Annotated in this window: 28 protein-coding genes and 1 pseudogene; 9 read left to right on the forward strand and 20 right to left on the reverse strand. The window is 41.0% G+C overall.

Annotated elements, in window-relative coordinates:
* Nucleotides 1–90 precede the first annotated feature (90 nt).
* Nucleotides 91–837 (forward strand): cysteine hydrolase family protein, encoded by a 747-nt coding sequence (locus tag SYN7509_RS0216255; RefSeq protein WP_009630587.1) that lies wholly within the window; start codon nt 91–93, stop codon nt 835–837.
* A 657-nt stretch (nt 838–1,494) separates the two neighbouring features.
* Here SYN7509_RS0216255 and SYN7509_RS29815 read toward each other — a convergent pair.
* Nucleotides 1,495–1,704, reverse strand: coding sequence for a hypothetical protein (locus tag SYN7509_RS29815; protein WP_148298010.1), 210 nt, complete (start codon nt 1,702–1,704; stop codon nt 1,495–1,497).
* 6 nt (nt 1,705–1,710) lie between these two features.
* Here SYN7509_RS29815 and SYN7509_RS0216260 point away from each other — a divergent pair, with 6 nt between their 5' ends.
* Together SYN7509_RS0216260 and SYN7509_RS0216265 are read left to right on the forward strand one after the other, a co-directional pair.
* Nucleotides 1,711–1,926, forward strand: a complete 216-nt coding sequence (locus tag SYN7509_RS0216260; RefSeq protein ID WP_028954373.1) for a DUF433 domain-containing protein — start codon at nt 1,711–1,713, stop codon at nt 1,924–1,926.
* Nucleotides 1,923–2,243 carry a DUF5615 family PIN-like protein gene (locus tag SYN7509_RS0216265; protein ID WP_028954374.1) on the forward strand — a complete coding sequence of 107 codons (321 nt, stop codon included), beginning with the start codon at nt 1,923–1,925 and terminating at the stop codon, nt 2,241–2,243. The genes SYN7509_RS0216260 and SYN7509_RS0216265 overlap by 4 nt, the downstream gene beginning before the upstream one ends.
* A gap of 183 nt (nt 2,244–2,426) precedes the next feature.
* Here SYN7509_RS0216265 and SYN7509_RS0216270 read toward each other — a convergent pair whose 3' ends face one another.
* Both SYN7509_RS0216270 and SYN7509_RS0216275 read right to left on the reverse strand, forming a co-directional pair.
* Nucleotides 2,427–2,711, reverse strand: coding sequence for a hypothetical protein (locus tag SYN7509_RS0216270; RefSeq protein ID WP_028954375.1), 285 nt, complete (start codon nt 2,709–2,711; stop codon nt 2,427–2,429).
* Complete coding sequence (locus SYN7509_RS0216275) at nt 2,701–2,997, reverse strand: BrnT family toxin (protein ID WP_028954376.1); 297 nt, start codon at nt 2,995–2,997, stop codon at nt 2,701–2,703. Before SYN7509_RS0216275 ends, SYN7509_RS0216270 begins: the two co-directional genes overlap by 11 nt.
* Nucleotides 2,998–3,132: 135 nt before the next feature.
* On the opposite strand from SYN7509_RS0216275, the gene SYN7509_RS28665 reads away from it, so the two are divergent.
* Nucleotides 3,133–3,971 (forward strand): IS5 family transposase gene (locus SYN7509_RS28665; protein WP_202807341.1). Its coding sequence is split into 2 segments (ribosomal slippage): nt 3,133–3,517 and nt 3,517–3,971, totalling 840 coding nucleotides; the frame shifts between segments, so codons are not numbered across the junction.
* 50 nt (nt 3,972–4,021) lie between these two features.
* Here SYN7509_RS28665 and SYN7509_RS0216290 read toward each other — a convergent pair.
* Nucleotides 4,022–4,228 (reverse strand): hypothetical protein, encoded by a 207-nt coding sequence (locus SYN7509_RS0216290; protein ID WP_009632327.1) that lies wholly within the window; start codon nt 4,226–4,228, stop codon nt 4,022–4,024.
* 198 nt (nt 4,229–4,426) lie between these two features.
* Here SYN7509_RS0216290 and SYN7509_RS0216295 point away from each other — a divergent pair, with 198 nt between their 5' ends.
* The gene (locus SYN7509_RS0216295) at nt 4,427–4,642 is read left to right on the forward strand and encodes a hypothetical protein (RefSeq protein WP_009632326.1); all 216 of its coding nucleotides are present in this window, start codon (nt 4,427–4,429) and stop codon (nt 4,640–4,642) included.
* Nucleotides 4,642–4,902: a type II toxin-antitoxin system RelE family toxin gene (locus SYN7509_RS0216300; protein ID WP_009632325.1), complete on the forward strand. Its 261-nt coding sequence runs from the start codon at nt 4,642–4,644 to the stop codon at nt 4,900–4,902. Before SYN7509_RS0216295 ends, SYN7509_RS0216300 begins: the two co-directional genes overlap by 1 nt.
* A gap of 365 nt (nt 4,903–5,267) precedes the next feature.
* Here the strand turns inward: SYN7509_RS0216300 and SYN7509_RS31930 are convergent.
* Both SYN7509_RS31930 and SYN7509_RS0216310 read right to left on the reverse strand, forming a co-directional pair.
* A pseudogene (locus tag SYN7509_RS31930) lies at nt 5,268–5,435 on the reverse strand (hypothetical protein); the annotation flags it as partial.
* Nucleotides 5,436–5,542: 107 nt separating this feature from the next.
* Nucleotides 5,543–5,770 (reverse strand): hypothetical protein, encoded by a 228-nt coding sequence (locus SYN7509_RS0216310; RefSeq protein WP_009632324.1) that lies wholly within the window; start codon nt 5,768–5,770, stop codon nt 5,543–5,545.
* Nucleotides 5,771–5,920: 150 nt separating this feature from the next.
* On the opposite strand from SYN7509_RS0216310, the gene SYN7509_RS0216315 reads away from it, so the two are divergent.
* Nucleotides 5,921–6,187: a hypothetical protein gene (locus SYN7509_RS0216315; RefSeq protein WP_148298012.1), complete on the forward strand. Its 267-nt coding sequence runs from the start codon at nt 5,921–5,923 to the stop codon at nt 6,185–6,187.
* A gap of 66 nt (nt 6,188–6,253) precedes the next feature.
* On the opposite strand, the gene SYN7509_RS0216320 is transcribed toward SYN7509_RS0216315, so the two are convergent.
* The 9 genes from SYN7509_RS0216320 to SYN7509_RS0216360 all read right to left on the reverse strand — a co-directional run bounded on the left by SYN7509_RS0216320 (nt 6,254) and on the right by SYN7509_RS0216360 (nt 11,360).
* Complete coding sequence (locus tag SYN7509_RS0216320) at nt 6,254–6,514, reverse strand: ParE family toxin-like protein (protein WP_009632323.1); 261 nt, start codon at nt 6,512–6,514, stop codon at nt 6,254–6,256.
* Nucleotides 6,514–6,714 carry a hypothetical protein gene (locus SYN7509_RS0216325; RefSeq protein ID WP_028954379.1) on the reverse strand — a complete coding sequence of 67 codons (201 nt, stop codon included), beginning with the start codon at nt 6,712–6,714 and terminating at the stop codon, nt 6,514–6,516. The genes SYN7509_RS0216320 and SYN7509_RS0216325 overlap by 1 nt, the downstream gene beginning before the upstream one ends.
* A gap of 80 nt (nt 6,715–6,794) precedes the next feature.
* On the reverse strand, nt 6,795–6,938 hold the full coding sequence (locus SYN7509_RS30195) for a hypothetical protein (protein WP_158506161.1): 144 nt from the start codon (nt 6,936–6,938) through the stop codon (nt 6,795–6,797).
* Between the two features lie 39 nt (nt 6,939–6,977).
* The gene (locus tag SYN7509_RS0216335) at nt 6,978–7,196 is read right to left on the reverse strand and encodes a BrnA antitoxin family protein (protein WP_009632321.1); all 219 of its coding nucleotides are present in this window, start codon (nt 7,194–7,196) and stop codon (nt 6,978–6,980) included.
* On the reverse strand, nt 7,193–7,471 hold the full coding sequence (locus SYN7509_RS0216340) for a BrnA antitoxin family protein (RefSeq protein WP_009632320.1): 279 nt from the start codon (nt 7,469–7,471) through the stop codon (nt 7,193–7,195). The genes SYN7509_RS0216335 and SYN7509_RS0216340 overlap by 4 nt, the downstream gene beginning before the upstream one ends.
* Complete coding sequence (locus SYN7509_RS0216345; protein WP_009632319.1) at nt 7,434–7,712, reverse strand: BrnT family toxin; 279 nt, start codon at nt 7,710–7,712, stop codon at nt 7,434–7,436. The genes SYN7509_RS0216340 and SYN7509_RS0216345 overlap by 38 nt, the downstream gene beginning before the upstream one ends.
* A gap of 159 nt (nt 7,713–7,871) precedes the next feature.
* A complete protein-coding gene (locus SYN7509_RS0216350; RefSeq protein ID WP_009632318.1) occupies nt 7,872–8,624 on the reverse strand; it encodes an abortive infection family protein in 753 nt (250 codons plus the stop codon).
* 2 nt (nt 8,625–8,626) lie between these two features.
* Entirely contained in the window at nt 8,627–10,357 is a 1,731-nt protein-coding gene (gene lysS, locus SYN7509_RS0216355) for a lysine--tRNA ligase (RefSeq protein WP_009632317.1), read from the reverse strand.
* 37 nt (nt 10,358–10,394) lie between these two features.
* On the reverse strand, nt 10,395–11,360 hold the full coding sequence (locus SYN7509_RS0216360) for a M48 family metallopeptidase (RefSeq protein WP_009632316.1): 966 nt from the start codon (nt 11,358–11,360) through the stop codon (nt 10,395–10,397).
* Between the two features lie 95 nt (nt 11,361–11,455).
* Between SYN7509_RS0216360 and SYN7509_RS0216365 the strand changes: the two genes are divergently transcribed.
* Together SYN7509_RS0216365 and SYN7509_RS0216370 are read left to right on the forward strand one after the other, a co-directional pair.
* A complete protein-coding gene (locus SYN7509_RS0216365; RefSeq protein WP_009632315.1) occupies nt 11,456–12,979 on the forward strand; it encodes a helicase C-terminal domain-containing protein in 1,524 nt (507 codons plus the stop codon).
* Complete coding sequence (locus SYN7509_RS0216370) at nt 12,969–13,958, forward strand: aspartate carbamoyltransferase catalytic subunit (RefSeq protein ID WP_009632314.1); 990 nt, start codon at nt 12,969–12,971, stop codon at nt 13,956–13,958. Before SYN7509_RS0216365 ends, SYN7509_RS0216370 begins: the two co-directional genes overlap by 11 nt.
* A 4-nt stretch (nt 13,959–13,962) precedes the next feature.
* Here SYN7509_RS0216370 and SYN7509_RS0216375 read toward each other — a convergent pair whose 3' ends face one another.
* The 5 genes from SYN7509_RS0216375 to SYN7509_RS0216395 are packed head-to-tail and all read right to left on the reverse strand — an operon-like array spanning nt 13,963 to nt 22,732.
* A complete protein-coding gene (locus tag SYN7509_RS0216375; protein ID WP_009632313.1) occupies nt 13,963–15,858 on the reverse strand; it encodes a hybrid sensor histidine kinase/response regulator in 1,896 nt (631 codons plus the stop codon).
* Nucleotides 15,859–15,875: 17 nt separating this feature from the next.
* The gene (locus SYN7509_RS0216380; RefSeq protein WP_009632312.1) at nt 15,876–16,322 is read right to left on the reverse strand and encodes a response regulator; all 447 of its coding nucleotides are present in this window, start codon (nt 16,320–16,322) and stop codon (nt 15,876–15,878) included.
* 1 nt (nt 16,323) lies between these two features.
* On the reverse strand, nt 16,324–18,801 hold the full coding sequence (locus SYN7509_RS26185; protein ID WP_009632311.1) for a response regulator: 2,478 nt from the start codon (nt 18,799–18,801) through the stop codon (nt 16,324–16,326).
* On the reverse strand, nt 18,798–21,947 hold the full coding sequence (locus tag SYN7509_RS0216390) for a hybrid sensor histidine kinase/response regulator (protein ID WP_009632310.1): 3,150 nt from the start codon (nt 21,945–21,947) through the stop codon (nt 18,798–18,800). The genes SYN7509_RS26185 and SYN7509_RS0216390 overlap by 4 nt, the downstream gene beginning before the upstream one ends.
* On the reverse strand, nt 21,932–22,732 hold the full coding sequence (locus SYN7509_RS0216395; protein ID WP_009632309.1) for an alpha/beta fold hydrolase: 801 nt from the start codon (nt 22,730–22,732) through the stop codon (nt 21,932–21,934). The genes SYN7509_RS0216390 and SYN7509_RS0216395 overlap by 16 nt, the downstream gene beginning before the upstream one ends.
* Between the last annotated feature and the right edge of the window lie 4 nt (nt 22,733–22,736).

A 22,736-nucleotide genomic window follows, 5' to 3' on the forward strand; every position in this document is an offset into this window, starting at 1 on the left:
TTTTATTCCTCTACTGCTTTTCGTATTTTTCAAATATCAATCTTGACTTTGTTACAAACGCCAAAAATTAGTTAAAGAGAGACATTCATTATGACCCTGCTAAGAAATTCGCGCGTATCTTATCCCACAGCGATCGCTAATGTTAAACAAAAAGTAGCAACTCCAATTCCCGAACTACATCCCCAATGGCAATCTCTCGATTTAGCGGAACTTTTAACCCAACCAACAGCCTTTCTTTCCATTAGTCAAAGCAATAGCCTGTATAGTCCTCAAGGCGTACAAAGCAAGGAAAAACAGTGGGAGCGTCCCAGTTTAGAAAATACGGTTAAAGTAGTGATCGCAGCTCGTAAAGCTGGAGCAAAATTCTTTTGGATTGGTTACAACGTATTTAGAGAAGACTATCCCAAAAGTCCTTTAGATGAAGCACAGTATCGCAACTGGTACGAGCCTTACACAAACTGGAGTGACGAGCAAAAGCAATGGGATGGAGAACTGGTTGACCAATTAAAAGCTCTCCAGCAACCCCAAGATGTAGAATTTTTTGAAACTGCTCATCAGTCGTCTTTTATCGGCACAACCTTACCCCTTTATCTTCATCGCTGGGGAATTCGCAACCTGTTGATAACGGGGATGCACTTAGATTGGTGTATTGAAGGAAATGCCCGTGCAGCAAGAGATAGCGGTCTGACACCCATTGTAATTGGCGATGCCTGTGCTTGCCAATACCAAGAAGATGAGCCAGCGACACTGCGGCGGATTAATAACTTTTTTGCGCCAGTAATTTCGGCTGATTTTGCCGTGCAGTTACTAGAAAGAGACTGGGTAAGACCGATTTAGAGCCTAAAGTTAGTAACGTTTTAGCAGAGAAGCTGGCGATCGCACTTTTACCCTAGAAGTGCGATCGCATTTCTACAAGCAAGTTTAATAATTACAAGCTAAATGCGATCGCATTTTATTCTCAAACAAGGCTCGCCAACTTATATTTTTTTGACTTGATTTGCAGCAAATCAGTGATTTTAATATTTACTTGCTCCATTGTATTTTATATCTTGTCCAACAGTTCTCTAGAGCAAATTGCCTAAAATGTTAACCAGAAAAATTCCGTGTAAACTTCTTTTATATAGGGTGGATATACAGAAAAATTTTGTACAATCTCCAAGTATGAATGTTATTCAGACAATTTCCTTTGATCGTGACTAAAAATGACCAGGATGCTTGTAGGTTCTGCATTAGTAAAAGATTATACGTAAAATTTCATTATAATAAACAGTTAGACAGTCGTGACATGGATTGAACTTTAGAATGCCAAAACTCGCGAACTAATCGATCAGATAATTGAAGTACGTGAACATCGAAATTTGTCATTTCAACAAAATCTCTCACAGTTCGATATTGCAGTAATTGTTTTGCAAGCATCATCTAATCGTTTAGCTGATTTAAAGCCTTTAGAACCACAGATAATAGCTATTTTAATATCAGCAGCCAGAGGACAAGCTACGATAGTCGGCGCATAAAAACACGGAAATGCGATCGCATTTCCCACCCAATTTGTCTATTATTTGTAAGCGCGATCGTATTTCCTACTAATTTATCTAGTATCTTTGCAACAAGCGCGATCGCACCCAAATGTACCAGGAGTTTGAAGTAGTCCACTCTAACTAAATTGTTATACCAGTAAACTATAAGTACAGAACTGGAGGTCAAAGACGTATGCTTAAAAATTCATTAATTATTAGCGTATCTCCTAGCGTTATGAGTGGTACTCCTGTCTTTGCTGGTACTAGAGTTCCTGTACAGACGCTTTTAGATTATCTCAAAGCTGGAGAATCTATTGACGATTTTTTGGATGGATTTCCGACAGTGACAAGAGAACAGGTTATTGCCTTGCTTGAAGAAGCTGAAAAGCAGCTTGTTGGCATAACATGAAGCTTCTTTTGGATGAGTGTATTGACCGCAAGTTTGCAAAAGAGTTTGTTGACTACGAAATAAAGACAGTTCCACAGATGAAATGGGCGGGGATTAAGAATGGTGAACTTCTTGCCCTTGCACAAGCAGAGTTTGATGTGTTCATCACCGTAGATCAAAATTTGTCATTTCAACAAAATCTCTCACAGTTCGATATTGCAGTAATTGTTTTGCAAGCATCATCTAATCGTTTAGCCGATTTAAAGCCTTTAGCACCACAGATAATAGCTATTTTAATATCAGCAGCCAGAGGACAAGCTACGATAGTGGGCGCATAAAAACACGGGAATGCGATCGCCTTTCCCACCCAATTTATCTATTATTTGTAAGCGCGATCGCATTTCCTACTCAATTTATCTAGTATCTTTGCTTGAAGCGCGGTCGCTCTTTTTAATCAACCACAAGTCTTTGTTAGCCGTTTTGCACCCATTCTAAAGATGGCTTTTTTTGCGATCGCACTTTCATCTATGAGCGACTTCACTTAATGCTTCATTAATTACTTCATCGCTGACACCCTGACGTTTTAAACTTGCAATCAATGTTGTTAGTGTGTCGCTCTCAAATCGCTCCAGGTCAACGCGTAGCCCTTGACCGATATAAGCACGAATTAAGGGCTGATACCCCGAAAACCCTAACAACGGCGCGACTCGTTTGAGGTCTTCTACAACGTCTTCAGGCATTCTAATTGTGATGCTGGTCATAGGTCGATTTCGATCCAATCGTACTTTTAAGGCTTCAATTTTCATACTTTAACTGCTCAGGGCGAGTTGCTTTGCGTGCTGAAATTATCCGAATTACATTGTCTTCCCGCTCAATGTGAACTACATACAGTAGATTCCATCGCGTATCTAAACCGATCACCGCTTCTCGTGCTTCCTCATTTCTACTAGCATCGATAACCACTACAAAGGGGTCAAAGAAGACTTCCGCAGCCTGTTGAAAAGTAATCCCATCATGCTTGCTGGGATTTTTCTCTGCTTTTGCCTCGTCCCACACAAAGGTAATGCCATTGAGCGCGAAATACACATTCATGCTCTCTAGTCTAGATAAAACGTATTTACAATGTCAACACAGTATTTAGGAAATGCGATCGCATTTCCCACCCAATAGACCTCTTGCAAAAGTTAGTGATAAAATCATAGAGAAGTGACCTGCGTAGAAGCAAAAGTGACTTATAAAAAGGTAAAAAACTTAAAGGCGGAAGATTTTAAACGCTTGACTGGAATCCACTTTGACACTTTTAATCAAAGGGTAGAAATAGTCAAGCAAGCGGAAAAATCACGAAATAAACCTGGCAGACCACCAAAATTAAGGATCGAAGACCAAATTTTAATGCTCTTAGAATATTTACGAGAGTATAGAACTTTTTTTCATTTAGGTGCTACTTGGGGAGTAAATGAGTCCACAGCCTACCGAATTATTCAGAAAATTGAAAACATTTTAATCAAAGCTCCTCAACTAAGACTACCAGGAAAAAAAAGATTAATCGCCGATGATTGTCCGCTAGAAACCGTAGTAATAGATGTAAGCGAAACTCCCATAGAAAGACCTAAAAAAAACAAAAAACCTATTATAGCGGCAAGAAAAAAAGACATACGTTGAAAGCCCAAGTGATTATTGACCAAAAGAATGGGCAAATACTATGTACCGCTTATGGCAAAGGGAGAGAGCAGGATTTCAAGTTATATAAAAGAAGTAAAATAAGAATTAGAAAAAAGGTTAGATGTTTAGCAGATAAGGGATACCAAGGAATTAAGAAGCATCATCATTTCAGTCAAACACCTAAAAAGAAGCCAAAAAAAAGCAAGTTTTCTGTAGTAGGGAAAAAAGAGAATAGAGAGTTAGCTAAAGAGAGAATAATTATTGAGAATATTTTTGCCCATTTAAAAAGATTTAGGATTTTACAAGGGCGATATAGAAATAGAAGGAAACGATTTGGATTAAGGTTTAATTTAATAGCTTCTATATACAATTATGAGCTTTACTTAAATGTCAGTCAACTTTAAAGGTGACTTTTGCAAGAGGTCTAAATATAAGAGCAAGGAACTGATACACCTCAAATATAACGGGTTTCACCAGTAGCGATCGCTTGTCGAACCATTGCCGCCATTCGATCCCACTGCTCGTCGGTTGTCTCTGCAAAACGAGCATCCCATTTTTGCTCGTCTTGCAATTGAGCTAAAATCAGAGTAGCGATCGCATCAAGTTGAACGTCGGAAAGTTTTTCAATTTGAGAAATCGCCTGTTTTAGCAGTTCAGTCATAACTTTGTAGCAGCAAACACTGATATTTCCTTCGACTTCCCAATTTTACCTGTAGTTTTGAATATCTTTGCAAGAAGCGCGATAGCGCAAGCGCGCACGCAGGGCTTCGCATTTTCTACCCAATTTTTGCCAGAGGCGCGATTAAATGATTGGGGTTATGGTGTCATAATAGAAAAGTTCATCACTTCTCAATGATGTATGCAAGTCAAGGATTTGACGGTTGAAGAGCTTAAGCTTTTGATCCAAGAAACTGTTGCTGAAACGCTTCACACATTGTTAACCGATCCTGACGAGGGAAAGGAACTAAAACCCGAAGTGAGGCAACAACTACTCGTTTCCCTAAAGAAAACTCAGTCTGGAGAGCGGGGAGTTTCGGCGCAAGAAGTGGCAGGAAAACTTGGGCTGACTTGGTAATGAGCTACAACGTTGAATTTACTCTGACAGGAATAGATAGTTTAGATGAACTTACGTCAACTATTCAAGATCGTATCCTGCGAAAAATTCGTTGGCTATCTGAAAACTTCGATGATGTAACTCCTCAAGCTTTAAGTGCCGATTTAAGTGGGCTTTTTAAACTCAGAGTTGGCGATTATCGGGTTATTTACTCCTTTAATGCTGAAATACAGATTATGACAATTCATAAGGTTGGACATCGTAGAGATATCTATAGTTGAGAAGTTTGCGTAACATTTATTCTTGACTGCTGTTATTCTTCCTTTTCTGCGATCGCACCCAATTATTCTAGTATCTGTAAGCGCGATCGCATTTCCCACCCAATTTTTGCAACAAGCGCGATCGAATTCTATCAAACAATAAGCTTGTTACACGCGAAGTTTTAACAATTATTCGTTCACCAATAACTTTTACAAGTTCCACAACTAAGCCGATCGTTTTACTTATTTAATCGCGGCGGAAAATAGACAACTTTGACGAAGCGATTGGGTTTAGACATAACGATTAAGTTGAGTGAACGACGATCGCCTCTAACTCAATACCAAAATACCCAATTTGTCAGATCCAATCATGGGTTAAATTGCTTTTATTTCTTTCCGAGAATCCGATCGTATTCGGCGTGCGAACCAATCCAAAACCACACAATCTTCTCTTCTTCCGATCTCATAACTCCTAATGCTCTCCATCCAATTCCTACTCTGACTGACCAAATATTTTCTTTGGGCTTAACTTCCTTGAAGTTTAAACTTGAATAGAATGGATTCTCTTTCTAAAGTTCGTAGTTTTTCTTGGCAGTTTCTTTTATTCGTTGAGGTAATTTCAAAAATAACTCCCGAAATTCTTGGGTTCTTGACGATTTCATTACTCCTCGCCAAAACCTTTTTCTTCTGTATTACCTTCTCTATCCTCAATCAATGCTGCTTGAGCCATTTTCTGGAGAACATCTAAATCAATATCTGGATTTGCCAAGGTTTCCAGCCATGCAAGTTCGTTCTCAATATCCTCTAACAATTGATTGGCAATTTCGTCTTGGAGATCGTTTGAAAGCTTTTGAGCTTCTTTGAAAGCTTTTTCCAGTAATTGAGTCATGGGTGTATTTCCGAAGGAGCAAACTCACTACCATAATACTGTTTTTTTTATGCTTGCAATCTAAGGGAAAAGTTAAACGGTAGCAGTTCTATCTCGATCTCAGCACTAAGATATACTCAGCTATCCACTCCAACGAAACGTTAGGGCGTAGTGTTTTCAGGCTCAACGAATCTCCTTGGCTCTCTGCTCCCAGATCATCCTCTCACCAAGATCAATACCTGGAAAGTTTGGCGCGATCGCATTTCCCACCCAATTTATCTAGTATTTTTGCCAGAAGCGCGATCGCACCCAATTTATCTAGTATTTGTAAGCGCGATCGCATTTCCCACCCAATTTTTGCCAGAGGCGCGATCGCATTTCCCACCAATTTATCTAGTATCTGTAAGCGCGATCGCATTTCCTACCCCATTTATCTAATATCTTTGCAAATAGACAACTTTAATGGCTCATTATTGCTGCCTATTGAGGTTGTTGTAGGGTTTACTATAGTTTATTAATTAGCTTGTCGTATTGGGCGTGAGTTCCGATCCAAAACCAAGAAATACCGCTTTCTACCTCAACACCTAAAGCACGATAATCTAGTCCTGCTCGAACTGACCAATACTTTTTACCGAGCTTCTTGAAGTGCAACGATGGATGAGTTGGATTGGCTTTCAAAAGTTCATAACATTGGTTTGTTGTCTTCTGGACATTCTTAGGTAAATCGCCATAGCACTGCCAAAATCGTGCTGTTGTATAGTGCATTAAATTTCCCGAAAATGACCCGCTTTAAAATCAGCGATCGCTTCTTCTGCTAAAGCGTCTAACTTACCATCGGCGATGTCTTGCTCTAACTGCTCGTCCCAGCGCTGATAATCTACGTCAGAGAGCCATTGTTTGAGTCGCTGAAACTCCTCTGAAGGAAGGGTGAGAATAGCTGCTTCAATTTGCTCAAGGGTTGACATACTGGGTTTCATCGTTGTTGTATTACTGGCATTAAAGTCTAGGCAATACTAATTAAATTATTATATTATCGCGTAGTCATCTAAGCTTTGCTCTGATTAGTATTTTTACAACAAGCGCGATCGCCTTTCCTACCAATTATTCTAGTATCTGTAAGCGCGATCGCACTTCCCACCCAATTTTTGCAACAAGCGCGATCGCATTTCCCACTCAATTTATCTAGCATTTTTAAGCGCGAGCGCACGTAATCAACTACAAGTCTTTGTTACCCGTTTTGCACCCACTCTAAAGATGGCTTCTTTTGCGATCGCATACAGTCTTGGAGATAGAGATTTATCAGGCTTTGATAAGGAATTCCCGTTTCCTCAGAGATGCCTTTAAAATAATCTACCACTTCCTCCTCAAGCCGAATCGTTACCTGTTTTTTTAGCTTTTTAAAGTAGGGATTTTGAACTGATTGAGTAAAATCGTATTCATCTTTCATAAAGCAAAGCTACTATCTTCAGCTTCTATATAACGACGCAAGACTGAATTGATCGTAGTTTGGTATTCTGTACCATGAGCTTGAAACCACTTTAAAACCTCTGGATCGATCTGAACTAACCTATGGGCAAGGTTTGCAGGAATTCTCAACGTTGCTTTTTCAAAGAACTCCTCCGTTAATGGTGGAATGTCGGAGTAATCAATCTCCTCATCTGTCATCGCTTCCAGTGCTTCCCAGTTAGTCCGAGAGGTATTGCTCAAGTCTTTGTCGTTCATATCGATTTGCCTTTCGTGTTGAAATAATTCGCATTACGTTATTCTGTCGTTCTGTCCAAACAACAACCGCGATCCCGTTACCGAGGAAACCGATCCCGAACCAACGATCTTCGCCATAGTCAAAACGAGTGTCTGGCTCAATTAGCATTGGACTATCAAACATTTTGGAGACATCGGCGAAGTCAATCTCGTGTTTGCGAATATTTTCTAGATTCTTCGCTTCATCCCATTCAAACTGCATTAAAGTCTAGGCAATACTAATTGGGTTGCTTATATTATTGCGTAGTCATCTAAGCTTTGCTCTAATGCGTATCTGCGATCGCATTTCCCACCAATTTATCTAGTATCGGTAAGCGTAATCGCATTTAATTAACCACGAAGCTTGTTATACAGGGAAGTCTTAACTGTTGTTTTTGAATGTGCGTTCCTGCCAAGCTGCGATTAAAAACGCTGCCATTGAACCTGCCAAGTTAACTGCAAGCGCAGCATGGCGAACAGAGGGTTTAATAGCTTTTTTGCTTTTACCATGAGCATCACTAAGCTTATTGCGTAAAGTCCCAAGACCTTCGATTATGGTTTGGCAACCACCAAGAATTTGTTTGAAGACCTCTTCTTGATGCTGCTCAGGAGCCATGTTGAGTTGTTTAGCAGTTTTTTTATACAGTTTAGGTAAATCATCTTTATCAGTGTGAGGTATACCTGCTTCATCCAAAATGTGTTTACAAACTGATTCAATTAATGTACGTGCCATAGTAATCGCTGCTTCTGGATCTTTATTACGCCGTTCGAGTGCTTTTTGCCAAGCAATGTGAACGTGTTCAGCATCAAAGTTGACCAAAATAGCAGAAATGTTGTCATCGGCTGGTTGAGCCTCAACAATGTTTTGCTCCAGAAACGCAATTAATGAAGCAAATTCATCCCATATGAATACTCGTCGTTCTTTATAGGTTTTGAATTTTGGTTGGATGAAGCCCCAGAATTTTGAGAGTTCATTATGATTTATCACGAATTGAGGAAGATGATCTTTGACGGCGCTATCTCTCAGAAACTCTATACGGAGCTTTTTATAATCTTCGTCGCCAGTGTCACCACCTGTTGCACGAGAAATAAGTATGTCTTGAAGTTGCTGTAACCTTTCTAGCCGTTTCGTCATCACTAACCACCACTCAAACGCACTTGGTCAAAAGCATATTTCTCTTTAATACTTTCATTAAAGTATTGTCCTTTTGATGTTGCAGTTTCCAATCCTTGAGCAATACTTGCTGGAACATCTTGGTATTTGTAGATGCTGCCATTGTTGAACTTTATAGTTAATATTTGGGTTGCGGCGTTGTATTCATGCTCTTTGACGAAGCTGCTGGAACTTTTTAATAAGGGAAAAGCGATCGCATCTCGAATACTGGCACAATCTGTTAATACCATTACTAAACGATCTATGCCTATTCCTAAACCTCCTGTAGGTGGCATTCCGTATTCTAAGGCGGTCAAAAAGTCTTCGTCTACTCCGTGTGCTTCTAAGTCTCCCTCGGCTTTACGTGCTGCTTGCGCTTCTAAGCGTTGACGTTGTTCGATGGGGTCTGTAAGCTCAGAAAAACTGTTTGCTGTCTCTCTACCTACTATAAATAGCTCAAAACGTTCTACTAAGCCGGGTTGCGAACGATGGGGTTTTGCTAAAGGTGATATTTCAACGGGATAATCTGTGATAAAGGTAGGTTGAATTAATGTTGTCTCAACCTTTTCCTCGAAGACTTCGTTTAGCAAGCGTCCAATAGAATTTACTTCGGGAGAAACGGCAATTCCTGCCTTTTCTGTAGCGGCTTTTGCTTCTGTGAAGGTAGAAAAAGTATTAAAATTTATGCCTGTGGCATCTTCTACTACTTGGTGCATGGTGACTCTGCGCCAAGGTAAAGTGAAGTCTATTTCTTGACCTTGATAGTTAATTTGCAATGTACCTAATACTTCTTCGGTGACAGTTGCGATCGCATTTTCGGTTAATGCCATCATATCAAAGTAGTCTGCATACGCTTGATATAGCTCGATGGTTGTAAATTCAGGGTTATGTCTTGTAGAAACGCCTTCGTTGCGGAAAATTCGCCCTAATTCAAAGACTTTTTCAAATCCCCCCACAATTAGCCGCTTTAGGTGTAATTCCGTTGCAATCCGCAAATACAATTCCATTTCTAGAGTGTTGTGATAGGTAACAAATGGACGCGCATCCGCTCCCCCAGCTTCGGATTGCAATACGGGGGTTTCAATTTCAATAAAGCCCAATTTGTCTAAATACCGCCGTAATCCTGCGGTTATTTGAGCGCGACGGCGAAAAGTTTGTCTAACTTGGGGATTAACAATTAAATCTACATACCTTTGACGATAACGCTTTTCTGTATCGGTCAATCCGTGCCATTTGTCGGGTAAGGGTAAAAGCGACTTAGTAAGGACGGTGTATTGATTCACATAAACCGATAATTCGCCTTTCTCCGTGCGCTTAATTGTCCCTTTAACGCCGATAATATCTCCCACATCAGTTAGTTGCTTAATATGGTTAAAAGCATCAGGATCGATATCTGCCATGCTTTGGGAGATACGATTTTTGTCTAGATATAGTTGAATAGTTCCCGTTTCATCTTGCAGACTGAAAAAAGCCAGCTTACCAAAAACACGCCGTGCTAATATTCTGCCAGCGATCGCAACTATAACATCTACTTCCTCACCACTAATCAACTCTGCATAGGTTTCCTGGAGTTGCGCCGCATGGTGGGTTGATTCCCAACTATAAGCATAAGGATTTATCCCTAATTCTTGGAGTTGGGCGACTTTCTCTAGTCTGGCGGCGCGAAGTTCATCTAGATTGGAAGCACTTTGAGTTTGGTTTTGGTCGGAAGACATAGGTTAATAGGTTGTTAAATCTAGATAATGAGCTTGTTTACTGGTTAGATTGCGATCGCTTTATTTCTTCAATTTCTGCTTGCAAGTCTTCAATTTCTTTACGTAATGCATCTACTTGGTCATCGGGGGCGGTTGATTCTACATTAACAGCAGTTGACCTGCAATAATTTCCCTGACGTATTTGCTGGTACTCTGCGGAATTTGCCCATTCTTGAATAAAAGTTAAACGTTCCACTGTAAAAGGATGCGTCATAAACACACCTTGAGAGAAATTATTATAAAGGATAAATTTGTACACTTGGTTCAAACTATCGCTATCTAAGTTTTGATATTTCTCCGATTGACGCACAAATTCATCTAAGCTACATTCGTTGGCGTACTTATTACTACCGCCTGCTAACCTCATCATGCTATTCATTACGGGGTTTAGCTCGTCCATGACCAATAAAGCGGCTCTATCTGCCGATAATTCGGCTTTGCGTTGCCATTCGTGAAAAGCATATATTAAACCCGTACCGAGCAGATTCCCTAAACCAAAGGTTCTTTGACCGATAAAAGAGGCGGTAGTAATTGCCCAAATTGCCATTTGAATTAGCAAAGTATGACCGCATTTTAGATGACCTAGTTCGTGAGCAATGACGGTTTTTAGTTCAGTTTCGCTGAGTAAATCTAATAATCCGGTATTTAAAACAACGTAAGGATACTCTTGTCCCAAGGCGTAGGCGTTGACTAAAGGCGCTTGAGAAACAAACAAATTGGGTTCGGGGGAAATATCTAAATCTCTCACGCACTCGCGGAACATTTGGTAAACGCTAGAATACTGGCGCGGCCCTACTTGAATGCTATTGCCCATATGATAGATAAATTGCGGACGTTCGTAGACAAATTCAACAAATTTACCCGCAACTAAATCGAATCCCGGTAAACTGCGTAAACTTTGCTCCGCTTGACGGTCAAGGGGATGACGGAAAGCTTCGCTAGAAATTCCTGTATAAGTTGGCATTGGGGATAAAACTTATTTCTGTTTTGACTTTCATACAATAATAGAACTGGCGATGCTAGAACAAGCAAGACCTAGCTGTTTATGAGACGGAATTTGTGATTGAAGCAGAAGTACACTATTCATTACATAATTTTTTGCGATCGCATTCTTCCCCTTCTTGGTCGCATCATTTAACTATGGCGCGGCTTGTAGCTAGAGCTTTCCGCGTCGGACGCAGTGCTTTAATGCAGGTAGGCGCAGCTAGTGGTTATCAAGGGCGTTATCGTCTTAGTTATCTTGCACCCGCTTTAATGTGGCATCAACCTGTCGTATTAGTTGCCGAAGAAAAAGTACAGCAGCGCATTAAAGACATAGAAATTCCCAGGTTGCAAGAGTGGTTAGGGGCGAATAAAGCTATCCGTACAGGGGAATGCTTTCCAGATGATAATAACTTTAAAGGTTTATTTATTACATCCCCTTCTAGTTGGCTATCAGCGCAGTTAGAGCAAAAGACTCCGCCCTTTCCTCCTAATATCCCCACAATCATTGATGGCGTGGACGATTTAGAAGATTGGGTACGCCTGCAATTAACTTTTAGCATTAATTCCCAAAACTGGGACGAACTTATATTGGATTGTCCTTGGCAAAATGAAGCTATCCGCACGGCTAGAGTAAAAATTGCTAAATTTATCTTTCAACGTCCCTCAAATCCTTATGAGTGTTATTTAATCTCCCCCGAAGAAAGAGAGATTTTAGTTAGTTTGTATGCAGGTTTAGAGAGCTATTGTTTACCCCCAGCTTGGGTAAAGTTTGGGCAAAGTTTGCAATCAGCTAATCAATTACTCTACGCCCGTGTGGTGCGGCCAGTCGGCTTATTTTCCTTACATTCGTCTCCGGTACAAGTTGCTGAAAGTCTTGCCCCCGTTTGGTCTAAGCAACCAGTGGTTTTAGTTGGTAGTGCGATAGAACAGGAAGCTACCGCGCCAATTTTTCGGCAATCTATTGGGTTAGAAGATGTAACGAGTTTAAAATTTTCCGACGATCGCCAAACTAACTTAATTCAACTATACATTCCCGATCGCTTACCTTTACCCAATACCCCCGAATATCAAAGCGCCCTGGTTGATAAACTCCACTCTTTGCTAAGGTTAAGGACCGCAAGTTTAGGATTAACCGTGATTTTGGTGGGAGATGTGCCGCTAAAAGCTCAAGTTGGGACGATTTTGGCGGCGGAATTTGGTTCAAGAGTACAGGTAGAAAAAACTTGTTTGGATGACAACGGTATTTTAGTGAGCGGTTGGGAATTTTGGAAGCAGCATCAAGAAGTTTTACCCGCACCGCAATTATTAGTTGTTTCTACTTTACCTTTACCATCGTTAGAAAACCCCTTAGTTGCGGGGAGAGTAGATTATTATCGCAAGTCGCATTTAGATTGGTTTCGCTTGTATTTATTGCCGAAAGCTTTAACCGAATTAGCAAGAGCGATCGCACCATTACGAGAAAATCAAGGTGTAGTAGCATTATTAGATAGTCGTATTCTGCATCGCAGTTATGGCGCTCAAGTATTAGCGGCGCTCAATCCGGCGGCGAGAATCAATTATTTAGACTCTAGTTTTTTTACCCCAAATCATGACTACTAATACTTGGACTCGTCGCCATGTCTTGTCTCTAGAGGATTTCACTAGCGACGAATACAATACAGTGTTGCAAACTGCGGCAAGTTTTGGGGAAGTGCTGACACGGCGCACTAAAAAAGTCCCAACGTTGCAAGGACAAGTAGTTGCAAACTTATTTTTTGAATCATCCACCCGCACTCGTAGCAGTTTTGAACTTGCAGCTAAACGCCTTTCTGCTGATACTCTCAATTTTGCGTCCGCTACTTCTTCTTTGTCTAAAGGCGAGACAATTTTAGACACAGCTAAGACTTATTTGGCAATGGGTACAGATATGATGGTGATTCGCCATAAAGAAGCAGGTGTCCCTAGTGCGATCGCATCGGAAATGGATAGACTAGGAGTAAAAGTAGGCGTACTCAACGCCGGAGACGGTCAACACGAACACCCCTCCCAAGCTTTACTAGACTTATTTACTATTTGTACGGTCCTAGAACCCGAACAGCCACGTTTAGAATTACTAGCAGGCAAAAAAATTGCCATTGTCGGCGATATTTTGCATTCAAGAGTAGCAAGGTCGAATATTTGGAGTTTAACCGCAAGTGGCGCAGAGGTTCATTTAGCAGCGCCTCCAACGCTTTTACCGCAATTATTTACAGAGTTTGGTAAAAATAGACCTGGTAAGTTATTTTTGCACTGGAATCTAGAAAACGCCCTCATTGATGCCGATTTTGTCATGACGTTGCGATTGCAAAAAGAGCGAATGACGAGCCATTTATTGCCGAGTTTGCGGGAATATCAACAATTATTTGGCATTACCCGCGAAGTCTTGCAACTATGCAAACCTGACGTTAAAGTTTTACACCCTGGTCCTGTAAATCGTGGTGTAGAAATTAGTTCTGATTTGATGGATGACCCGCGTTTAAGTTTAATTTCCCAGCAAGTAACTAACGGTGTAGCGGTACGAATGGCATTACTATACTTAATGAGTAGCGGGAAAGCTTAAATGATTAGTTGGCGTTGAGGACACTATTTAGTGTTTGCAATAAGTCCTTAGCTGAAAAGGGTTTTGATAAAAAGTTTATTACTCCACTACTAGCGGCGGCGGCTAACTTTTCACTGGAACTAAGTCCGCTAATAGCAATAACTTTGACATCAGGATTAATTTGTTGCAAAGTGCGGATAGTAGTCGGCCCATCCATAACGGGCATCATCATATCTGTTAAGACTACACTAATTTCTGCTTGATGCTCAGTATATAGAGCTACAGCCTCTTTGCCATTACAAGCAGTGATGGCTTTGTAATTATAAACTTCTAAAGATGTTTTGGTAACTTCTCGAATCGCACTTTCATCGTCTACCACTAAAATTAATTCTCCCCGTCCCAAAGGTAAGTCAGAGTCGGAACTTTCTTGATTAGCAGTGGCTTGGATGGCGGGTAAATAAACTTGAAACTCCGTCCCTTGTCCTAGTTCGCTATACACCTGAATAAAACCACCATGACTTTTAACTATACCCAAAACTGTAGATAAACCAAGTCCCGTACCTGCGCCAATATTTTTAGTTGTAAAAAATGGCTCAAAAATTCTTGCCAGGACTTCCGGCGCGATCCCAGTTCCCGTATCAGCGATCGCAATTGTAATATAAGACCCCGGTTGAGCGTCAATATGCAATCGGGCATAGTTTTCATCAATATATATATTTTTGGCGCTAGTTTTCAAAGTTCCGCCATTAGGCATCGCGTCTAAAGCATTGACAACAAGATTCATCAATACTTGATGCAGTTGCGTAGCGTCTCCCAAGACCGTCCACAATTTAGAATCTACATCTGTAGAAAAGACAATGGATTTAGGGAAAGTTTCTCTAACTATTTGCTCAACTTCTAAAATTAAATGTTTGATTTGCAATATTACCCGTTTGCCTTCAATTCCGCGCGCAAACGATAAAACTTGCTTAATCAATCCCGCACCGCGTTTAACATTACTTTCTAGCATTTTCAGCAAAGGCTGATGCTGGGGTTCGGGGAACTTGATTTTTAATAGTTGCACTGACATCAAAATTGGCGCAAGCACATTGTTAAGATCGTGAGCAATGCCACTTGCTAGAGTTCCCACGCTTTCTAGACGTTGAGCGCGTAAAAACTGTGCCTCTAGTTGCTTTTTTTCGATAATGTCGGTATTGACAACTAAAATTGATGTTGGTTGCCCTGTGCGATCGCGTACTAGCGTCCAATGACTTTCAACGACAACTTTTTTATTTTCTTTGCCTACTTGCTCTAATTCCCCCTGCCAAGCACCGTTAGAGAGCAAAATTGCCTTAGCTAGTTCCTGCATTTGGGGTAAATTGTCTTCATGCCCAAAGCGACTGACAAAGCTGCCCACAGCTTCGGTTGCTGAATAACCGTACAAGTGTTCTGCGCCTTTGTTCCAAAACAAGATTTTGCCCTGCAAATCTTGCACCAAAATCGCATCGGTAGCAATATCAAGTAAAGCTGCTTGTTCGCGGATTTTTTGCTCAGAGCGTTTGCGTTCAATCGCGTAGCGCAGAGATTTTTCTAAAGCTGCGGAGTCAATTTTACCTTTTTCTAAATAATCTACTGCTCCCGCTTGCATTGCTTCTAAATCGATTTTGTGTTGACCTTGCCCTGTAAGCATAATTATCGGCGCAGTACAACCACTAGAAATCGCTTCGCGCAGTAATTCTAAGCCGTTGTGAGTTCCCAAACGGTAATCAAGCAAATAAACATCATGTCGCTGTTGAGAAATTTCTGTAATTGCGGCATTGTAAGTTGATACCCATTCCAACTGAAACTTATCATCCCTTGCTTCGGTCAACCAGTCGCCGATTAGCACATAGTAATCCTCATCATCATCAACTAACAAAACTTTAACTAGCTGGTTATCCATAAATTATCTCCAACCGATTACAACGGTAGTTCGACGATTTCAAACCAATATTTACCAAGCGTTTTCATTACTTCAACTAAACCACTAAAAGTTACAGGCTTAGTAATAAAAGAGTTTGCCCCCAGAGCGTAGCTGCGATAAATATCTTCCTCAGCTTTTGAAGTAGTTAAAATCACAACGGGAATTTGCCGCAAACTTGCATCCGCCTTAATTTGTTTTAAGGCTTCGCGTCCGTCTTTTTTAGGCATATTGAGATCGAGCAAAATTAGCCCCGGACGCGGTGAAATGCTAAGGTCGCTATACTTGCCACGATGCCATAAATAATCCATCAACTGTTCGCCATCTCTAACAAAGTGTAAAACGCTAAAGGCTACACGACTTTCTGCTAAAGCCTCTTGTGCTAGCAAGCAGTCGTCTTCGTCATCATCAGCCATAAGAATTGTTATTACTGGTCGATGACTCACGCTAATTTTTCTCCTTATCCCGCTTTATAGGGAGCGTCACAATAAATTTTGCTCCTTGTCCAAGCGCACTTGTGGCGGCAATACTGCCACCGTGACGTTCTACAACTTTGCGACAAATAGCTAGTCCCATTCCCGTACCTTCGTATTCGCTGCGATTATGCAAGCGTTGAAAAATGTTGAAAATGCGATCTAGATATTTTTCATCAAAACCAATGCCGTTATCTTCTATAGTAATTTGACAATGAGTAACTACCAATTTTTCTACTGCTCCCTGTTCCATCTGTAGCATTTGACTGTTAACTTTGACTACAGGTTTGACGGCGGTGCAATGAAACTTTAGGGCATTAGTAATTAAATTTTGGATTAGTTGGCGGATTTGCAATGGATCGGCTTCAATTGTGAGTAACTCTCCCACTTCAACACGCCCGCCCGTCTGCTCAATTTGTAGTTCTAGGTCTAGTAATACTTCCTGAACTATTTGGCCCAGATCGACTTTTACAAAGGGCTGTGCCTTGGTAGTTATTTGGGAAAGAGCTAATAGGTCATTAATTAAAGTTTGCATTCGTTCGGCGGCGTTGTGCATCCGCTCCAAATAATCTTGTCCGCGATCGCCTAATTTTTCGCTAAATTGTGATTGTAAGCGATTACCAAAAGCCTGAATTTTCCGCAGTGGTTCTTGCAAGTCGTGGGAAGCAATATAAGCAAATTCTTGTAATTCAGCGTTAGATCGCAAAAGTTCTTGGCGCTGACGGCTTTCGTCTTCCAATAGTTGAGCTTGAGCTAAAGCTATCCCAATTTGATTGGCTAGTTGTTGTAAAATTTCAATTTCAAAGTTTTTCCATTTGCGGGGCTTGCTACATTGATGGATAATTGTCAATCCCCAAAGCTCTTGTTTTAGCAAAATTGGCACTACTAACTTAGCTTTGACTCCAAAGCTTTGCATAAATTCTACCAAGCAAGGTTCGATCTGGGCTTTTTCGATATCGTTGATGGTATAAATTCGTCCTTGACTATATTTTTTTAAATATTCTGACTGGAAACATTCATCAGTGATATTTTTCTGCACTACCGAAGCACACCCAGGCGTTATTGCTTCTACAACTATTTGCCCGTATCCGTTATTAAGCAAGCGAAAAATCAGCACTCGGTCAGCTTGCAACAAGTTCAATACTTCAGTAGCAGTCGTTTGAAGAATCTCATCTATTTGCAAAGACTGGCGAATTTTTAGCGTCACTTCTGAGAGTAATTGCATCCGCTTTTGCGATTCATATAATTGAACTTCGCTTTGCTTTTGTTCGGTAATGTCTTGAAAATAAACTGATAGTCCATCTCTTGCGGGGTAAGCGTGGACGGCAAACCAAGCGTTTAGCGGCGGTGGGTAAAATTCCACAAATTCAACGCTGACTTGTTGGGCTACAGCTTGGTGATACTGCTTGTAAAAAGCTAGGTTTACAGATTCTGGGTATTCTTGCCAAATATTTTTGCCTAGTAATTGCGATCGCGTTTTTTGTAGAAGTAACTCTGCTTGGTGATTGACATAAGTAAATTGCCATTGTTTATCTAAGGCAAAAAAGGCATCGGTAATACTTTCAATAATATTTTTAATTTGATTGCGGCTAATTTCCGCCGAAGCTCGCGCCGCTTGCTCTTGAGCAAGTAATATTAAGCGCTCCTGTTCGGCGGTTTTACGGGCGGTAATATCGGTTGCTATACCTAACATCCGCATCGGTTTATCGTTTTCGTAATAAACTTGACCTCGATTTGCTACCCAATGAATGCTACCATCAGCCCAAATAACCCGAAATTCATGGCTAAAGTTGCGATTTTGCTCGATTGCTTGGGCTAATAACTCAGCAACGGCGGGACGATCTTCAGGATGGAGACAGTTTAATAAAGCTTTATAGGTGCGGTAATTTGAGCTAGAAGTTAAGCCAAATATTGGTTTTAGTTGTTCGCTATAAATAACTTCATTGGTTAATAAGTTCCACTCCCAAGTACCCATTCCCGCCGATTCTAGGGCTAATTTCAATTGTTCGGCTTTGAGATGGGACTTTTCTTTTTGAACTTCTAACTGCACCATTGCTTGACTTGATTGGTGTAGATGGCGCACTCTCTGGCGCAATACTGCCCAATGAATCGGTTTAGTTACATAATCTGTCGCCCCGACTTCAAAAGCTAAGTCTACCGATTCCGGGTCTTCTAATGCTGTAATCATTAGTATGGGAGTGTGAAATCTACTAGGAAGACAACGCATTTGCCGACAGCAATCAAACCCATTCATCACAGGCATTAAAGCATCTAGCAGCACAATATCCGGTTGCAATTTAATATAGGAAGCTAAAGCTTGTTCGCCATTTTCTGCCTCTACTACTGTATAACCGCCTTGTTCCATTGCTCGGCGTAGCTGAAGGCGCATAAATCTATCGTCATCAACAATCAAAACTAAATGACGATTTGCTGCTAATTCTAAAAAATTCATAACGACTTGCGGTACTGGCTGACAAAAAAATGCAAGGCTGCCTTGACTTGTTCGTATTGGGCTTGTAGTTGCGGCAGTTTTTCTAACCCATCTTCAGTATGACTTGTACGGCTGAGGGTTTCCAATTCTTGACACATAGCTGCTAAATTTGTTGCGCCTATTGTGGCACTACTAGACTTTAAAGTATGAGCTGCTAGGCGTAATTCGGCAGCATCTTGTTGAGAAATCGCCCTACTAATTGTTTCTAAGTATTGAGGAGCATCTTCTAAGTAACATTCAATAATTTCTATTAAGATCGCCTCATCTTCCCCCACCATAGTTTTAAATTCGGCAATAATGTTCGCGTCAATGGGGCTAGAAGGCTCTGTAGCTGCGTGTTGACACTTACTCAAGGCGGCGGCTAATTGGTCTAACCTGATGGGCTTACTAAGGTAGTCATCCATGCCAGCATTTAAGCATTCTTCGCGATCGCCTTGCATGGCATTAGCAGTCATGGCAATAATTCGCGGGCGCACTCTATGACTGGCGATAATTTGGCGCGTAGCTGCCAAACCGTCCATTTTTGGCATTTGTACGTCCATCAATATCACATCGTAATGTTGATGATTTAGCGCCGCCAATACTTCCAATCCATCTTTGGCGACATCGGCAGCGTAGCCCAATTGTTGCAGCAAGTGTAAGGCTACTTTTTGATTAACGATATTGTCTTCCGCCAGCAAAATACTTAAGGGTAAGGCAACGATGGGAGTGGTTTTTTGTCGTGGCAAAGTTGGGGTAGTTAAAATTACAGATTTGTTATTTAAAATTTGATTTAAAACATTGCACAAATGAATTTGTTTAATTGGTTTACTAATAACGGCGGCAAAGTTGGCGTTTGTTCTTGCTTGCTTTTCTATCTGACCTTTATCAATGGATGTCAATAAAACTAAAGGTAGATTTTTTGTGGGTAAATATTCATGAATTTTTATAGCTAAAGTTAATCCATCCATGTGCGGCATTTGCATATCTAAAATTGCTAAGTCGAAACTTTGTTTTTGCAGCAATTTGAGAGCTTCGTTACCCGATTCTACTGCCTGCGGCATCATTCCCCAAAATTGGGTTTGAAGGATTAAAATTTGTCTATTAGTACCATTGTCATCAACAATTAATACCTTTTTTCCTTGTAATTGCAACTCGTCTTGCTCAACAAGAATTTGAGAATTAGCTGCCGCCGGAGCAATAATTGTAAAATAAAATGTAGAGCCGCAATTTGCTTGACTTTCACACCACATTTGACCGCCCATTTTTTCGCTTAATTGCTTGCCAATTGCTAGTCCCAGCCCTGTACCTCCATACTGACGGGTAGTAGAAGAATCTACTTGACTAAAAGACTTAAACAAGCGATGTTGTCTTTCTAGCGGAATCCCTACCCCTGTATCTTTAACTGCAAACTTAAATTCGTAATGAGTATCAATTGTATTTTTCTTTGGTGTTTGCAGTTTGCGGGCTGTAACTAAAACTATCACTTCGCCAGTAGATGTAAATTTAACGGCATTACTCAGCAAGTTGACTAATATTTGTCGCAAGCGGATAACATCTGCCACCAGTAAATTAGGTACTTCCGGAGCGATTAAGTAAGCTAATTCAATGTTTTTTTCTGCGGCTTTAAAAGCTAATAAATCGAGGGATTCTTCGACAAAATCTCGGAGATTGAAGGAGTATTGCTCTAACTCTAATTTTCCAGATTCAATTTTTGACAAATCCAGAATATCGTTAATCAGCATTAATAAAGTATCGCTACTACTTTGAATTGTATTTACAAAGTCTTGCTGTTGCGGAGTCAATTGCATAGTCAACAAAATATCTGTTAAGCCGACAATGGCATTCATAGGAGTACGAATTTCGTGACTCATATTTGCAAGAAACTGGCTTTTAAGGCGCGTGGCACTTTCCGCCGCCACTTTAGCTTTTTCTAAGGCTTTGGTACTGGCAATTAGCGCCAGTTGTCCAAAGTATTGTTCGCTAATATCATCAAATAGCCATAGTCTACCTGGAACATCGCCCGTGCGAGTGGAGGTACTAGAAACACTCAAAACTTTGGGCTTTTCACCGCCAATAATCCAATTCCAGTTACGGATTTCGCTTTGAGGTTGGCTAAAAAACTGTTGTGCCTGGGCAGCAATTTCGGTTTGGTTTTCCGCACTTTTGCGTAAAGCAGCCATTGCTTGAGCAAGGATTGGTGGTTCTACATAGCCAGGATTTAATTGCAATTGCTGCGCCGCCGCTTGATTAATCCACCCCTGTTCGCCGCTTTCATCGACAAATACAACGCCCTGATGAATTGTCTCTAGCATTGCCTCATAACGCGCCTGTAGCTTGTCAAGGCTAGTAGTTAAATCGTTAAATTTTAAAAGGGTGCGTAGATGCCCAAGTATTGAGTCAATAAATCGTTTTAAATAGGCGGAAATCTGCGTAGGTTGATGCCAAATTAATAAAATTGCTCCTTTCCTGCCATCGACGGATACTAGGGGCAATACAGCCACAGATTTAGCCCCTTGAGCGATTAATACACGAGCAGCGTTAGGGGTTGAGGAGTAATTATGGTAATACAAGCATTGGTTAATATTTACAGCCTCTGCATACAAAGCGGGATTTGTCAAAGAATTGGGTAAGGCATTCTGGGGAAATTGGGCGATCGCCACGGCGGTAAGATCGTCAATTTGGCGTAAAGCGATCGCTGCATCGGCTTGGGCAAAGTTAAGCAATAATTTGATTGCTTTAGTAATTAATGTAATCGGCGTAGGATCGCCATCGCTTAAGCTTGAAAGCACCGATTGAGAAGCCAATCGCCACTCAATGCGCCGTAAAAACTGGGCTAAAAAAACACTACTCAAAGAAGTCACACCTAATTCAATTAGATGTAATAATCCGCTACCGAGACTAGCCGCCAGGATGAGGAATATTAACCCCACAGATAAAGCAGACAAGGGCAACATTGAGCAAAAGAGCAAAAATACCAATCCGAAAATTTGGCTAGTTGTCCAGTTATCTAATAGTGCCAAAATCGCCAACAGCAACACTAATCCTAGTAATGCTGGGGTAAAGGTTGGTAACAAGTTCGGATGATGGCGCAATTGCCACCGTTGGATATTTATTCGCCAAGCCATGATGCGATCGCTTTTGTAACGACTTCCGGCGCACTGAGATGAGGTAAATGTCCCTCCGCAGCAATGGGGATAAATTTATTATGCTTAATTTTATCTGCCATATATTGCCCCACTTCTTCGGGTACGGCAGGATCGTGACTGGGTTGTAAAATTAGTGTGGGGACTTGCAAGCGCGGCAAATCTTGGCGATGATCGGATTCAAAAATTACTCGTGCTACAGCTTGGGCGATATCTGGGCGAATCTCGGTTAAAGTTCTGGCAAATTCTTGAGCCAATTCTGGGCGATCGCTATTACCCATAACTAAGGGTGCAAAACCACTAGCCCAACTATAGTAATTAGAAGACATCGCCGCGTACAAGCTATCTAAATCGGTGCGTCCAAATCCGCCGACATATTCGCGATCGTTGAGATAACGGGGAGAAGCGCTCAGAAAAATTAGCTTACTAAAGCGATTACTTTCAACCAAAGCCGCCAACAAACCAATCATGCACCCCACCGAATGACCGATCAAAGTAGACTTAGTTAGCTTCAACTCGGCGCACAAATCTAACAAATCTTCCGCATAACTATAAAGGCTGCTGTAACGATGGGGACTATAAGCATTAAAATCTGATTTTCCCGCGCCCACATGGTCAAATAATACAATCCGGTACTTGGGCGCAAAGGCGGCTACTTGATGTCGCCAAGCTGTTTGATCGGAGCCGAAACCGTGGGAAAAAATTAATGTTTGTTCGCCTTTGCCCAAAACTTTGACATTATTGCGCTCAAAAATGCTAGTTGCCATAAAT

Source organism: Synechocystis sp. PCC 7509 (assembly GCF_000332075.2).
Taxonomy (GTDB): domain Bacteria; phylum Cyanobacteriota; class Cyanobacteriia; order Cyanobacteriales; family Chroococcidiopsidaceae; genus Aliterella.

Coding starts and splice junctions, on each gene's coding strand:
- SYN7509_RS0216370 (WP_009632314.1), top strand. CDS start 12,969: ATGACTACTAATACTTGGACTCGTCGCCATGTCTTGTCTCTAGAGGAT.
- SYN7509_RS0216290 (WP_009632327.1), bottom strand. CDS start 4,228: ATGACTGAACTGCTAAAACAGGCGATTTCTCAAATTGAAAAACTTTCC.
- SYN7509_RS0216345 (WP_009632319.1), bottom strand. CDS start 7,712: ATGCAGTTTGAATGGGATGAAGCGAAGAATCTAGAAAATATTCGCAAA.
- SYN7509_RS0216275 (WP_028954376.1), bottom strand. CDS start 2,997: ATGAATGTGTATTTCGCGCTCAATGGCATTACCTTTGTGTGGGACGAG.
- SYN7509_RS30195 (WP_158506161.1), bottom strand. CDS start 6,938: ATGCTAGATAAATTGAGTGGGAAATGCGATCGCGCTTGTTGCAAAAAT.
- SYN7509_RS0216300 (WP_009632325.1), top strand. CDS start 4,642: ATGAGCTACAACGTTGAATTTACTCTGACAGGAATAGATAGTTTAGAT.
- SYN7509_RS0216310 (WP_009632324.1), bottom strand. CDS start 5,770: ATGACTCAATTACTGGAAAAAGCTTTCAAAGAAGCTCAAAAGCTTTCA.
- SYN7509_RS0216270 (WP_028954375.1), bottom strand. CDS start 2,711: ATGAAAATTGAAGCCTTAAAAGTACGATTGGATCGAAATCGACCTATG.
- SYN7509_RS26185 (WP_009632311.1), bottom strand. CDS start 18,801: ATGAATTTTTTAGAATTAGCAGCAAATCGTCATTTAGTTTTGATTGTT.
- SYN7509_RS0216390 (WP_009632310.1), bottom strand. CDS start 21,947: ATGGCTTGGCGAATAAATATCCAACGGTGGCAATTGCGCCATCATCCG.
- SYN7509_RS0216395 (WP_009632309.1), bottom strand. CDS start 22,732: ATGGCAACTAGCATTTTTGAGCGCAATAATGTCAAAGTTTTGGGCAAA.
- SYN7509_RS0216375 (WP_009632313.1), bottom strand. CDS start 15,858: ATGGATAACCAGCTAGTTAAAGTTTTGTTAGTTGATGATGATGAGGAT.
- SYN7509_RS0216265 (WP_028954374.1), top strand. CDS start 1,923: ATGAAGCTTCTTTTGGATGAGTGTATTGACCGCAAGTTTGCAAAAGAG.
- SYN7509_RS0216260 (WP_028954373.1), top strand. CDS start 1,711: ATGCTTAAAAATTCATTAATTATTAGCGTATCTCCTAGCGTTATGAGT.
- SYN7509_RS0216295 (WP_009632326.1), top strand. CDS start 4,427: ATGCAAGTCAAGGATTTGACGGTTGAAGAGCTTAAGCTTTTGATCCAA.
- SYN7509_RS0216340 (WP_009632320.1), bottom strand. CDS start 7,471: ATGAACGACAAAGACTTGAGCAATACCTCTCGGACTAACTGGGAAGCA.
- lysS (WP_009632317.1), bottom strand. CDS start 10,357: ATGTCTTCCGACCAAAACCAAACTCAAAGTGCTTCCAATCTAGATGAA.
- SYN7509_RS0216255 (WP_009630587.1), top strand. CDS start 91: ATGACCCTGCTAAGAAATTCGCGCGTATCTTATCCCACAGCGATCGCT.
- SYN7509_RS0216335 (WP_009632321.1), bottom strand. CDS start 7,196: ATGAAAGATGAATACGATTTTACTCAATCAGTTCAAAATCCCTACTTT.
- SYN7509_RS0216350 (WP_009632318.1), bottom strand. CDS start 8,624: ATGACGAAACGGCTAGAAAGGTTACAGCAACTTCAAGACATACTTATT.
- SYN7509_RS0216360 (WP_009632316.1), bottom strand. CDS start 11,360: ATGCCAACTTATACAGGAATTTCTAGCGAAGCTTTCCGTCATCCCCTT.
- SYN7509_RS0216320 (WP_009632323.1), bottom strand. CDS start 6,514: ATGCACTATACAACAGCACGATTTTGGCAGTGCTATGGCGATTTACCT.
- SYN7509_RS0216325 (WP_028954379.1), bottom strand. CDS start 6,714: ATGTCAACCCTTGAGCAAATTGAAGCAGCTATTCTCACCCTTCCTTCA.